Origin of the sequence: Mycobacterium sp. 012931 (assembly GCF_000419295.1) — a bacterium.
Classification (GTDB): domain Bacteria; phylum Actinomycetota; class Actinomycetes; order Mycobacteriales; family Mycobacteriaceae; genus Mycobacterium; species Mycobacterium marinum.
This window is the reverse complement of the sequence record NZ_AOPX01000001.1, coordinates 2757735-2770944: the sequence shown is the minus strand read 5'-3', so window position 1 is coordinate 2770944 and position 13210 is coordinate 2757735. Positions and strand designations below refer to the sequence as shown.

Genomic DNA, 13210 nt, shown 5'->3' with positions numbered 1-13210 from the left:
GGAAATCAGCAGGGACCGCTGGGGATCCCGCGGGCGGGTGAGGTCTCCTGACTGGGCATCACCTGAGGGAACGGCACCCGATATGGGGGCACCGTCTTGGTAAACACCGTCACGGTGTCAGGAACGCATTGCACCTGTTGCGGAACGGCTTTCAACGCGGGGTGATCGAGATTCGGTGGTGATGCGTTGGGCGGGACGGCGAAGTTGAATGTCGAGGTCATGTCGCCGGTCACCCCCCGTCGCCAGGTGGTCAGGTTGGGAACCGGCACACCGAACCGTTGCTCGAGCAACCGCAGCTGCGAGGTGTGGTCGAAGATGTCATGCACCATCAGCGGGCCACGGCTGTAGGGAGAGATCACGAAGCAGGGCACGCGATAGCCCAGGCCGATCGGCCCGCGGATGCCACCGGACCCGGTGACCGCGTTGATGTCGGGCACGGTAATCCACTCTCCGGGCGTGCCCTCCGGCGCAGTTGTCGGTGTGACGTGGTCAAAGAAGCCGCCGTTTTCGTCGAAACTGACGATCAGCGCCGTCTTTTCCCACACCGCGGGATTGGACAGCAAGATGCGCAGGATATTGACGATCGCGGTGCCGCCGACGGCAGGCGCCACCGGCACTCCGGGATGCTCGGACACCTGGAACCCGGGCAACACCCACGAAACCTGGGGCAGCCGGTTGGATGCGACGTCGGCGACGAAGTCCAAAGGATAGGTCGGGGCGATGCCGTAGCGGGCCATGTTCGAGCGGGGATCCCGGGCCTGAACGAAGTCGTTGAGCATGCCGTCGTAGCCGATGACGGTGTTGTTGAGCGCGCCCAGCAACTTGTTTTGGTACACCTTCCAACTGATTCCGGCATCGCTGAGGTTGTCGGGCATGGTGCGCCAACTGAAACGGCCCTGCGGCTGGATGTTGGGGTCCACCAGCAGCGGGCCGCCCTGTTCGCCGTTGGGATCGATCCAGGCGCTCATCCAGTACAGCCGGTTGGGCGAGGTTCCACCGATCAGGGAACAGTGGTAGCCATCGCAGATGGTGAAGGTATCGGCGAGCAGGTAGTGGATCGGTTGGTCTTGGCGGGTGTAGTAACCCATTGTCACCGGGACGTTGCCTTGCAGCGTCTGGGCTTGGGCCTGCGCGCCCAGCCAATTGTCGTTGGCACCGTTGTTGAACGCCCGGTGCATGTCGATCCATTGGTGGCCGGGGTCGTTGACACATGCGCCGTTGAGCAGCGGGCCCCTGGTGGTATCGAACCGGTAGGGAATTGTCACGCCGGCGGGGTCAATTGATTGGGTCTGAGGATTCCAGCCCTTTTGCTGGAATGCTGATGAGGGCGTGTCGAATCCGTTGATGCCCGACAGCGAGCCGAAGTAGTGGTCGAAAGACCGATTCTCCTGGAGCATGAACACAAAGTGCTCAATGTCGGTCAAATGCCCAGAGCACGGACCGGCGCCGTAGGCCTTTTCGATCACTGGACCCGCCAAGGACATCATTGCGCCGGCGCTGCTAGCGGCGGCGAGTTTGGCCATGAACTCTCGCCGCGACATGCCATCGACAGGGTGTTTGCTCACCAACATACCTTTCCTGCTGGACGCTGCGGTTCACGGTATATTTGCGGTGGTGATTGGCCACAAAGGTCATCCGGTGTGTCGTGTCCGGATTTTGACGTCGTTCGCCAGCCGCGGTACATCGTTTCCCCATTCGGGGTGCCTTTTGGGAGTTGCCGGCAAATATTGACGCCGGCTATCTGCGTCGCCCTGCGCGTGTGACCGGCAGTGTGCCCGCGGACTTGCCGATGTGGGCGTGGAGGCGTCGTGACGGTGATTTGTCGCGGTGCCGAACCGGATCTTTGGCGCGTGCGGATTCGGCTTGCGCTCACCGCGCCTCGGGTGTCACCGACTCGGCACGGACATTCGTCGCGATGCCCTCGAGCGCCCATCCCTTCGCAGCCGGACTGTCTTGGGACACTGCAACTTCGGCACCAGAATCAAGGCACGCCCGGCCTGGGGCATCCTTGACGGGGGCGGACCCGACCCGCGGCGAAATCGGCCGCATTCTCTGTGGTGACGCGCGCGCCGAACACCCCATCAGCGTGAACATGGCGGCGCCGCGGGCGAGCGGTCGGCCGAGCACCCGCGTTATCGCGCATCTGTCGCCGTTGGATGTCGCCCCATGGCGTCCACAGCAGGAGCGGGACTTTCCCTGGCAAAAAACTGGGACTTCCAGATGACCATTGACATGCGCCCCGGCCGAATGTTACAATAATGTTAGCCGGAACGCCGGAGCCCTGGCCATCGCCCGAACCCGCCGGTGACAAGGAGTTCCCGAGACCACCAAAGATCGGGCGCGGGCAACACAGTATTGCCCGTAACGCCGAAAAGGCGTGGCGGTCACGCTAGATTCTGGTGCTGCGGACAATTCAATGGTGAAGGGCCGGGTGGCATTAGATGTCGTATGTGATTGTGGCGCCGGAGATGCTGGAGGCGGCAGCGTCGGATTTGGCGAATATCGGTTCGGCCATCGGCGTGGCCAATGCGGCGGCGGCCCTTCCGACAACGGCGGTGCTGGCCGCGGCCGCCGATGAGGTGTCGGCGGCCATCGCGGCGGTGTTCGGCGAACACGGTCAGGCCTATCAGGCCTTCAGCGCACAAGCGACGGCATTCCATGCCGACTTTGTTGAAGCCCTCACCACAGGGGTCGGCTCGTATGCCGCCGCCGAAGCCACCAATGCCGGGCAGGCGCTGCTGGGTGCGGTGAACGCGCCCGCCCAGGCGCTGCTAGGGCGCCCGCTGATCGGCAACGGCATCGATGGAACAGCGACGAACCCGAACGGCGGGGACGGCGGGCTGCTCTACGGCAACGGCGGCAACGGATACAGCCAAACCGATGGCGGGCTAGCGGGCGGAAAAGGCGGAAACGCCGGGCTGATTGGCAATGGCGGCGCCGGCGGGAACGGCGGCGATTACCTTGTCGGCGGCGGAGGGGCCGGCGGCAACGGAGGGGTGCTGTACGGCAACGGCGGTACAGGCGGGGCCGGCGGCAGTGGGACAACGAGTTACGGCGCCGCCGGGGTTGGCGGCAACGCGCTGCTGTTCGGCAACGGTGGTACCGGCGGAAGCGGACTTGGTGGCGGCGGCAACGGCGGGAATGCCGTGTTCGGCAACGGCGGTGCGGGCGGCGCCGGGGTAGCCGGCATCGGTGGTAACGGCGGAAACACCTTCATCGGCACCGGCGGTGCTGGCGGGGCCGGCGGCGGGACCATTCTCGGCGGCGGCTCCCACGCCGGTGGGGACGGCGGCAGCGTCGGGCTGTGGGGCTCCGGCGGGGTCGGCGGGGCCGGCACGACCCCGGATGCGGATAGCGGCTACGCCGGAGGTGATGGCGGCAACGGCGGCAACGGCGGGCTGCTCTACGGCGACGGCGGTGCGGGCGGGGCCGGCGGCCTCGGGTCGGATTACAGCTCGGTCCTTTACAACGCGGGTAACGGCGGCAATGGAGGCGTGGGCGGTAACGCCAGCCTCTTCGGTAACGGCGGTGCCGGCGGTGCCGGTGGCGCCGGCGGAACCGGCAGCAGCCTGTCCTACGGAGGCCATGGCGGCAACGGCGGTAACGGCGGCACCGACGGCCTGCTGTTCGGCAAGGGCGGCGCCGGCGGGGACGGTGGCGCCGGCGGAGGAACGACCTTCAGCGGCACCGGCGGCACCGGCGGCACCGGCCGGCACCGAGGCAGCAGCTTCATCGGAAGCGGTGGCACCGGCGGAGCCGGCGGAGCCGGCGGGACAGCTACCGGCTCCGGCGCCAGTGGTGCCGGCGGTGCTGGCGGTAGCGGCGGCTACAACGGCTTCATCGGTGCCGGTGGGACGGGCGGCGCCGGCGGCGACGGCGGGGGCGGCAACCAGGGGGCTGCCAGTGGAGACGGTGGGAGCGGCGGTACCGCCGCCGGCCTGTTCGGTGCCGGCGGCACCGGCGGTACCGGCGGTACCGGCGGCACCGGTGGCACCACCACCGCCAATGGCGGAACGGGTGGAGCCGCCGGGGTCGGTGGAAGCGGCGGCGACGCCAGTAGCCTCATCGCTCTTGGTGGCACCGGCGGCGTCGGCGGCGTCGGCGGCGCGGCCACCGGCGGCGGCGCGACGATCGGCGCGGACGGCGGCAACGGTGGCAACGCCACCGGCCTGCTCAACTTTGGCGGTAGCGGTGGGGCCGGCGGCGCCGGTGGGGCCGGCGCGACCACCGGCGTCCAGGGAGCCGGCGGCATGGGCGGCACACCCGGTGGCCAGCCGGGCGCAGCCGCCGTGTCTGCTCTGCTTCCCGGCGGCCTGGCCAGCAGCACTGCCGCTGTCGGCGGCGCCTACCAAGACCTGTTCACCAATACGATCACCAACCTGCAAAGCCTCGGCGCTACCTGGGCCGCCAACCCGGCGCCGTTCCTGGGCCAGATAGTCAGCAACCAATTCGGCTATGGCCAGCTGATCTTCGCGGCGCTCGGCAATGCCACCAGGGACTTCACCCTCGGGCTGGCCGGCCTACCGCCGACCTTCCAAACGGCCTTCCAAGCCGTGTTGGCAGGCGATTTCAGCGGCGCGGCCAGCGACATGGCGGAGGGCCTGTCCAAGCTCGTCGCCACCGGTGTCGACACCAGCGATCTGTCCAACATCAAGCTGCTCGGCCCAGTGGGAGACCTGCTGCCAATCCTGCGTATTCCAGGCGACACCGCATTCAACGTCGCCAACGTGATCCGGACACCCACGGACACAACCGTTTCGGTGGAGTTCACGAGTTATGTTCCGCCCGCGATTACCGGCACCTTCGGGCTGCCAGTGGCGCTGACCCTAGATGCGGCGGGTTCGGCGGTGACCACCGCGAACGCGGTCGGCACCAGCGTGACAGCGCTGACCAACGCCGTGCAGGCCGGTGACTGGCCGGCGGCGATCGGCGCACTCGTCGATGCTCCCGCCGTCGTTGCCAACGGCTTTCTCAACGGGCAAGGCACGATGACCGTGCCGTTGTCGGTACCAATCGTGGATTCGGCGGTCATCAATTTCCCTGTCAACGGGATTCTGGTTCCCCCCCACGACTACACCGCGACGGTGGTGATTGCCGGGTTCTCCTATGACGTGCCAATCATGGGCACGCCCATCGGTGGCATCGTGCCGGGACTGCTGACCTATGCGCCCCAACAGTTCGCGAACGCGATCGGCGCTGCCGGGTAGGCGTTTTGCGGGGCACGCTGGCGGGAGGCGACGGTGCCGCGGCCTCGACGCGGCGTGCACATCACGACCGTCGGGTGCGCCTGCGCGATCCTGCGGCGATCGTGGCCGCATACGCGAAATGCCCTTGCGTCCTACACTCCTGACATGGACATCCTGCGAGCTGCGACCGAGGACATTCGGTTAACCGCCCGCCGATGGCATACCCAGTCCGCCGCACTCGGCGTCGACCCACCACGATCGGCCGGGTTGCCATGTCAGTCCTCTGCAGCGGCGGTGAACGCAGCGCATGCTGCCATCACGATCGCCGCTGCGCTGACGGGGCGGGTGCAGGCAAGTGCAACCAAAGTGGCACAGGCCAACACCGGCTATCGCGCGAATGAGGCCAAGTCAGCGGCGCAAATCGCCGCAGTAGCGGACCGGGCAAGAGACTGCTGACGAATGGCGGCCGCAATCGGATCACTACCTACCTTGTCGAACCTGATGGCCTGACCGACGGAGCATCTGACCGAAGCTGCCGCTTCCTGGACGGCAGCCGGCTATCGTTGGTAAGAGGTGTTCAACCAGATCTGGCGAGACAGTCTGTCAGTCGACTGGAAGGGCATCGGAGCTGACGCGCTGCACACCCGAACCCACGCCGATCACACCAAAGTCAGCGGCTTGGTCGACCAGTTGCACGAGGCGGCCCGCATCGCTCGCGTCGGTGCCTCCGATTTGTACGCGGCCCGGTCGCGGGTTCGGTACGCGGTTGAAGATGCCCGTGACGCCGGATTCGTTGTTGGCGAAGACTTATCGGTCACCGACTACTCAACGGGCGGCTCCCTCGTCGAGCGAGCAACTCGTCAAGCCCAAGCCCAAGCACTCGCCGCTGACATCCGCCAGCGCGCAGGGCTACTGATCAGCCTTGATGGGCAACTCGCCGGCAAAGTGACTACCGCGATGGCTGGTATCGGCAACGTCTTCCCGGCGGATAACCCGACAACTACGACCACGCCTCCGCCTCCCCCGCCGGCAAGATGCGACCCCGAAGACGTTGCAGAGCTCATGCAGAAGGTAGACGAGTGGAACCAGAGAGACGCGCAACTTACCGATGAAATCAATGCATACAACCGCGAAAAGCGGGACTTCAATCTGAACGATCCTGAGGAGCGCAGGAAGGCAGCAGACTACATCCGACGCGGGCAGGAACTGCAGGCGAAGAAAGACAAACTCTTGGATGACCAAAGAGACCTGATTCGGGAGGTGACGGAGTGCGGAGCGAAAATCGTAGACAGCCACATAGAGTGGCCAAACGGATCAACGAGTCCGACTCCGAGCCCGACGCCGCCGCCAACCCCAACTCCGACCCGGTGACTGCCCCGATGCGAATGCCGCGAATCACTCGGCGGCCAGGAAGGGCATATACAGCGGTATCAGTGGTCCTAGCGGCGGCCGCAGTTTTCAGCACTGCCATCGGGTGCGGCCCGGCAGCGACCGACAAGGCTTCGGGCACAACATCACCGAGCGCCAAAGCCACCGACTCATTCGCCCCAGCCCCGCCGGTGATCAACGCGCCGATTTTGACGTCCGCCCCCGCGGCTCGGCTGCAACCAGGATCTCCGATCATGGTTGGCGAGGGAACCGCGACCATGGTGTGCAAGGCCGGCTTTCTCATCGACTACCCCGACCCGAACCGTGCTGATCAGCGACTGCCCGGCTTCATCACCGCCGCGCAATGTTCTCGAGGCGCTACACATGCACCGGTGTCGGTAATGCGGGCCCAGGACGCAAGCCAACCACCTAGCCGAATCCAGGTCGGCGAGATCACTTACGCCGCTCCCGGCACGGAGCAACCAGCAGTCACCAACGAGCCCTGGACAATCCCGACGTCTCCGCTGGCAGTGTTCGGCTCTGGCCGACAAGACTGGGCACTTCCCGTGGACGCCGAGATCAATAACCAAACAGCTACGGGCGCAACGGTTCAGGAGTTGGTACCAGCCAGGCTAAGCAGGGCGTCTGCAACGTGGAGCAATGTCGACGGAGACATCGTGACCGGCCGCGTGCTCGACCCAGTCGAAACGCCAGAATTGAAGAACCTTCCGACTGGTATCGCCCGGGTGGTCCTGGCCGCAGATGATGCAAACAAGCCCATCGAACAGTGGGTACTCGGCTCTCCGGTCACCGTTGATATTGACAACGCGATCTACAACCTAGGCGTGATAGTCGGTGTAGACGAGACCAGACACTGGGTCGTGGTTGACCTCATCAATCCGCTTCTCACTCAACTAGATGCGCGCCTGATCACCACTGCCTAGCGTCCAACCTTCTCGCAGAATGTGGTAGGCGTGACTCTTCAGAGTGTGTTGCGTTCTAAACAGCTTGCTTCGGAATGTTGCCCACTTCACCGAGCGACAACCGGAGGGCCCTAATTGCACCGACCGAGATCACCAGCATCGACTTGATATCTGGTACTCGCATTTGAAGCGTTCTGCGCGATCCCCACTCGTTTGGCCGCTTGACGTGTGACAACGTTTTCGCAGTACCAATGGAGAATCGTCGAGGCTGCCCGACCTGTCGAAGCCGAGTTGTCCTCGCCCGTAGACAGTGAAGTGATATGAGCCATCGTCGGCAATGTCGATACTCAGACCATCATTCGTCCGAAGTCCTAGCTGTATCGGACTGACATCTAGCTGCGCCGATAGTCGATTAGTGTCGAATTGCAGTTGGTCACGTTTATCACCCAAAAAGCGGTCTGCATTCGTCAACTATGTCGCTGTCTACCAATTCCCTGGGTTCGCCTTGACGCCGTCCGGGCCAAGAATCATGTATTAGAGCGCGCCAGGCGGTGGGCCTGACGTCGAGAACGAGTGGGCGCAATCCGCTCACCGCGGGTGCCCACCCCAAGACAGTCGAGTTCTTCAACACCGCTACGCATTGAGACGATCCCAAGGTCCTATTCGCTGGAATCTCGCTCAACCAGAAGCCGAATTGCTCGCTGTCGCCGCTGGCGAGCTGCCGCCCAGAACGGGCCTGAGCAACTACTTCATGCGATCGGTGATCGCATCAACTACAGCATTCGCTGTCTGCTCAGACTGCGGAAGACCCAACACCGCCACATCAATCAGTACCGAAGATTGCAGGCGATACATCACATTCCATAGATCCGACTTGAGGGCCACGGTCGAGGGATTCGGCTGAGCGATTGTGAAATCGTAGTGTTTAGCCTGCATATCGGAACATGCTGTCAGCGCCGGAACAAGTCGATCGAACGCGTCGCGCGCCGCACCATCATCCGGATAGATGCCGATCCCCTGTGTGACAACGGCAGCCATATGAGGTTGCCCCGGCCCGGTGTTGATTGTTCCGTTGTATGTCACCGACCGAAACTGTGCCCAGCCGCTGCCGAACGCAACGTTCTGGTCGAAGACCGCCCGGCATGGCCCCGGAGCGTCCGAGTCTGTGTGGCGCGGTGAGCGCACGTCTGATCCCTGCTCTGACGTGAGGCCATCGAAGCTAGCGATACGGCGCACGTCATCGATGCCGACGATCAAGGAGTCGGTAGTCACGCCCGGCGCGGCTTCGGCACTTGTGTTGACACATGCGGACATCGCGGCGACACAACAGCCGATGACCGCCGAGTTGCCCACCGCAGACACCACCGAACGAATCGCGGACAGGCACCCACCCGCAGATCGCCGTCGCCAAAGGAATTGCGAATTCATCGGATTGAAGATCGCAGAGCTCCTATCCCAGGTCAAACTGATCTTCACAGCCCGAAGCGACTGGCGGCTCGCGCGCCGGAACGCTGGCGAGTCCATGGGGTCGCATGGCACAACATGCGGGCAGTTCCGCTGGCGCGCAGAACGACGATAGCCCCGGATTGGCGGCATCGGCAGCCACCGTCTCACCGGTTGCACACTTGGCAGCGCCCCATAGAAGGGTCGCGGCTTCTGGTAGCTACTCCGGCGGTGCCTCGTTGAGGGTGTCGCTGTCGGCGGTGACGCCCGCGGTGACATCGAGCCGCATGGCTTCCAGTTCCGAGTCCGCCACCAGATCTTCAATGCAGGCTTGCGAAGCGCCGAGGTAGGTGCTGTCAAAGTCGATTTCGGTGGCTAGGCACCAGGTGTGGTCACCTGGCCAGCACAGGTTGGCGGAGAGGTGCCACGAGTAGCCGCTGTCGGTGCTCAAAGACTGGGTGAGTGCGGCGAGGGGGCCGTGAGCAAGATGGTAGTCGCGGTTGGGAAGCGCGAAGGTCGGTCTGTCATGAAAGGCCTGGTGGAGTTCGCCGCGGCCGGCCCACACCGCAAACCAGCAGTGGTCAGCGCTGGTGGTGTGGTGCGACAGAACGCGGGTGAGCGAGGCGGCGGTGCCGGGAGTCAGCGCTCCTACCGCTGGTGCTTCGTCGAAGAGACCGGGTTGGCTATCGGAGTACCCCGAGGCATATCGAGACCGGTAGCCGATCAATCGGGTGAACTGCATCTGCGGATGGACGATTTTTCGGTTAGCTCGGGCGATCTGAGCCCAGCTCACGGCGTCACCGTGGTTGTCGGCGGGGTGGAACACCCGAGCGTAGGCGGCGAAGGTGTCCGGGACTACCGACCCGACGTTCTCAGCAAAGCTGCGCACGCTTTCGGTCAACCACCGCGCCGGGCCGAGATCATCGACAACCTCCAAACCACCCACGGCAACCACGTCATCTACCGTAAAGCGCCCGGTACAAGATCGCACGTGCTTCGTTTCAAGAAATTCGAGAGTGATCCGATCCCTCTCGCAGAATGTCGTAGGCGTGTCTCTTCAGGTTGTGGTCGTCAGGCTCTCGCCAGTGTCGGTGTAACTGGGTGCACCGGGAAAGCCCGACGTGCAATGGGCCTTTCTTGATCGGCACCTCATAGACCAGGACTCCACCTTGACTTCTTACCGGACGAGAATGCGAAATTGGGTCCCTGAACCCGTTCGGGTCGATCAGCCAAGTTGTCCAGTGCTGATCGCGTGTCCCCGGTGAATCAGTGGGACCGACGATCGGGGACCTCCCACGCCAGTCGAGACTGGCTGCAGTGCGGCGCAATCCGTCAGCTGCGAACCGGCGGCAGCCGAGACGGTCAGCCGTTCCCGTCCGGTTCGCCGATCGCCCGACCGAGATCACTGATCTTCGTCAGGCCGTAGTGCGCCGCGGTCGCGGCGGTCACGACGATGCCGTTCTTGTTCTGGGCCGGCGCCGGCTGCAGAGCGACCAGCCCCGTTCCCTGTAGCGCCTGGGCGAGCACGGCATGGGCTTGGGGCGGATCCGAGATCGAGCCCCGGCTACCGTCCAGGTACGCGAGGAGGCTGCCCACGTACTCGGGGACCAGGCCGACCGTGCCGTCGCGAAGCAGCGGAAAGTACGTGTCGCGGTTGCCGATCCCGAGGTGCCGCTCGACCAGGAAGCCGGCGCCCGCCAGCGCATGGGCGTAAAGCTCGGCCACGGTGACGCTCTCGGCGAAGTTGGCCGAGCCGACGACAATGGCCGGTTGGTTTCTGCGCGGTGTGCGCGGAGTCAGGCCGTGACGCCGCTTGGTGAGGAATTCCGCCGCCACCGCCGCGGCAGAAGCCCCGAGAAGGACGCGGCGATTGAGCTCGGCGAGGCGCTCGGTTGTGAGTTCCGCGCTCAGGGCGTCGATGCTTGCGGCGAGGTGCTCGCCGTGCGCCGCCCGCAACTCGTCGCGCAGGATCGGCGTGACACTCTCGGCTGGCTGGGCATGGCGGTCATCCTCGAGCAGAACGAAGTCGCCGGCCAGCAGACGTGGATCGGTGGTGAAGAGCACGCCGACCTGAATCTCTCCGGCTTCGAGCGCGTCGACGGTGCGCGGCCCCGCCCGCATCGGTGACGCGAAATTCCTTGAAGGTCAGCCCGTATCGCGCGCGCAGCAGCGGCAGACAAAGCGGTTCGGTTGGACACTCGGGACCGGAGCCGAACACCAAATTCTTGGCCGGGATCACATCCGGCTCCACGCTTTACGGGTCAAGCTTGTCGCTTTCGAAGACCAGGAAGCTCGCCCCCTGCGGGTCTTGCAGCAAGCTGAAGACGCCCTTCGGCTGTTCGGTCGGCTCCGCGAGAACCGCGCCGCCGGCGGCGACCGCGGCAGCGCCAGTCTCCGCGATGTCGGTCACCACGAAGTAGGGCAGCCAACGCGACGGCACACCGGCGTCCGCCGCTGTCAGAGCGCGCATCCCGCCGTTGTCGCGCCCTGCCACACGAATCACCCAGTAGGGCACGGGCATGCCGTCGAGAAAATCGATGCGCCAACCGAATAGCTGCGAGTAAAAGGCGATCGCGGCATCGACATCCGGGGTGGCCAGCTCATTCCAGGTCAGGCATCCAGGCTCGTTCACGCAAGTCGCGCCGAAGGATCGACCGGGCTGACAGAGGTGGATGACGGACCCGTGCGGATCGCGCACGACCACCATCTTTCCTCGGTCTCCGAGATCCAGTGGCCCGGCGAGGATGACACCTCCCAATGCACGGGCGCGGGCGGCCGCTGCGTCGACGTCGGCGACCGAGATGTGCGAGTTCCAGCGCGTCTGATCACCGGCGGGGTCGGCCACAGGCAGGGCATAGAGCCCGGCGACCTCCTGGCGGTCTCGGCACAACACCGTGTACGCGCGCCCGTCTGCCGTGCGCCGCTCCTCCGGCGTCCAGCCAAAGAGCTGGCCATAGAACATTGTGGCCGCCTCCGGCTCGGTCGTGGCAAGGTCGACCCAGCTGAACGTCCCGTCCGCGTACCCGGTCCGCGCTCCCATGAGGGGCAGCCTATCGAAGCACCGGCCACCTGCGGGCCCGTCTAGCTGCAGACGTCAACGACAGACTTGCGCCGCTCGTACGCGTTCGACGAGAGCGATGCCGCCGCTGATCCAACCTTCTGGTGTCCGCGCCGGAACAAGCCGATCGAGCGTGTCGCGCGCCGCACCCTCATCCGGACAGATGCCGATCCGCTATGTGGCGACGGCAGCCATATGAGGTTGTCCTGAGCCGGTGGTGGTTATTCCCGTGTGACGCGGTGAGCGCACATCTGTCCCGGGCTCGTCGAAGCTCGCGACGCGACGCAAGTCATCGACGCCGACACAACAGCCGATGACGGCCGAGCCGCTCACCGCCTCACCACCGCGCGAGCGGTCACTTGCTGGAAACGGCGGACAAGGGATCCGCAAGACACCTGAGTTACCTGCCCGACTTGAAGAACAAGGCGGCCTAGACCCACCAATCGCTGTCCACCGCCGAATACAAGGAGATGAACCGAACCGCTTTCCATCAGGTGGAGGCGGCCAAAGCGATTGTGGCCTCAGCAGGCCCGAACCTTGACATCCGACAAACGCGGTTCCCAGATCGGCGGCCCCTGTGCCACTTCGGGTTACACCATTGGCACAGCGCATGCGCAACGGGGGCGGCGCGAATTCGCCCAACACGTAGTTGCAAGAGCAGAGCTGGCAGGTGCGCGGTCCGCAAGCGCGCTGCGCAGGCAGGAGTTGCCGCCATCGACGTGCGCGGAGACTGTGTCACCGTGTCGGGAGAACTGCAGGGCAGTGTGATCGTCGAGCGGCGTGGAAATCCTCAGACGTACGGAGAGCTCGTGGACTACCTTCGCTCTGCAATAAGGGTGTTGCAGTCTATGGTCGGCGACCCGGCACTCTGGCGTTGGCGAGGTAACCAAGAAGGCGGCCATACATCCGATCCTCGAAACCGAAGCGGTACGGGACACCCTCTTCGAGGCTCTTGCATCTCTCCTCGATGATGCGCTCCGCAAGGTCCGCACTGAGATCAAGCACCGGTATGCGCTGTTCGCCAATGTTGAGAAGCCGAAATATTGGGGCCGCGACGAAGTCCGAGCCAGACGTCGCTGGCCGTCGAGCCGGACTAGATGCACGGCTTCCAGCGGCCGCACCTGCCGAGGAGCCGGCTTCGCTGGCCTATACACACCAAAGCCCGAACGGTGAGCAGTGCTGACACCGATATTGTACGACACCAACGTTAGGGTTGGGGCTGCTGATTCGAA

At 64.7% G+C, this 13210-nt stretch carries 7 protein-coding genes and 2 pseudogenes; 3 read left to right on the top strand and 6 right to left on the bottom strand.

Going from position 1 to position 13210, the window contains the following annotated elements:
• Window positions 1-5: 5 nt before the first annotated feature.
• Complete coding sequence (locus MMSP_RS12270; RefSeq protein WP_020786850.1) at window positions 6-1571, bottom strand: phospholipase C; 1566 nt, start codon at window positions 1569-1571, stop codon at window positions 6-8.
• Window positions 1572-2441: 870 nt separating this feature from the next.
• Between MMSP_RS12270 and MMSP_RS12265 the strand changes: the two genes are divergently transcribed.
• The 3 genes and pseudogenes from MMSP_RS12265 (at window position 2442) to MMSP_RS26805 (ending at window position 7498) form a co-directional block, all read left to right on the top strand.
• Complete coding sequence (locus MMSP_RS12265) at window positions 2442-5207, top strand: PE family protein (RefSeq protein WP_036426459.1); 2766 nt, start codon at window positions 2442-2444, stop codon at window positions 5205-5207.
• Window positions 5208-5708: 501 nt separating this feature from the next.
• Window positions 5709-6557, top strand: a pseudogene (locus MMSP_RS12255) (hypothetical protein).
• Between the two features lie 251 nt (window positions 6558-6808).
• A complete protein-coding gene (locus MMSP_RS26805) occupies window positions 6809-7498 on the top strand; it encodes a hypothetical protein (protein ID WP_015356406.1) in 690 nt (229 codons plus the stop codon).
• Between the two features lie 141 nt (window positions 7499-7639).
• Here the strand turns inward: MMSP_RS26805 and MMSP_RS29815 are convergent.
• The 5 genes and pseudogenes from MMSP_RS29815 to MMSP_RS12230 form a co-directional block, all read right to left on the bottom strand.
• Window positions 7640-7906: pseudogene (locus MMSP_RS29815) on the bottom strand (hypothetical protein); the annotation flags it as partial.
• A 315-nt stretch (window positions 7907-8221) separates the two neighbouring features.
• A complete protein-coding gene (locus MMSP_RS12245; RefSeq protein WP_020786846.1) occupies window positions 8222-8830 on the bottom strand; it encodes a sensor domain-containing protein in 609 nt (202 codons plus the stop codon).
• 310 nt (window positions 8831-9140) lie between these two features.
• Window positions 9141-9875, bottom strand: a complete 735-nt coding sequence (locus MMSP_RS12240) for a hypothetical protein (RefSeq protein WP_020786845.1) — start codon at window positions 9873-9875, stop codon at window positions 9141-9143.
• 407 nt (window positions 9876-10282) lie between these two features.
• On the bottom strand, window positions 10283-11041 hold the full coding sequence (locus tag MMSP_RS12235) for a glycine betaine ABC transporter substrate-binding protein (RefSeq protein WP_015356409.1): 759 nt from the start codon (window positions 11039-11041) through the stop codon (window positions 10283-10285).
• Window positions 11042-11174: 133 nt separating this feature from the next.
• A complete protein-coding gene (locus MMSP_RS12230) occupies window positions 11175-11960 on the bottom strand; it encodes a VOC family protein (protein WP_036426458.1) in 786 nt (261 codons plus the stop codon).
• Window positions 11961-13210: the final 1250 nt, after the last annotated feature.

Bases quoted from the DNA above. Each gene is read 5' to 3' on its own strand.
- MMSP_RS12230 (WP_036426458.1), bottom strand. From the start codon at position 11,960: ATGGGAGCGCGGACCGGGTACGCGGACGGGACGTTCAGCTGGGTCGAC.
- MMSP_RS12265 (WP_036426459.1), top strand. From the start codon at position 2,442: ATGTCGTATGTGATTGTGGCGCCGGAGATGCTGGAGGCGGCAGCGTCG.
- MMSP_RS12235 (WP_015356409.1), bottom strand. From the start codon at position 11,041: ATGCGGGCGGGGCCGCGCACCGTCGACGCGCTCGAAGCCGGAGAGATT.
- MMSP_RS26805 (WP_015356406.1), top strand. From the start codon at position 6,809: ATGGTTGGCGAGGGAACCGCGACCATGGTGTGCAAGGCCGGCTTTCTC.
- MMSP_RS12270 (WP_020786850.1), bottom strand. From the start codon at position 1,571: ATGTTGGTGAGCAAACACCCTGTCGATGGCATGTCGCGGCGAGAGTTC.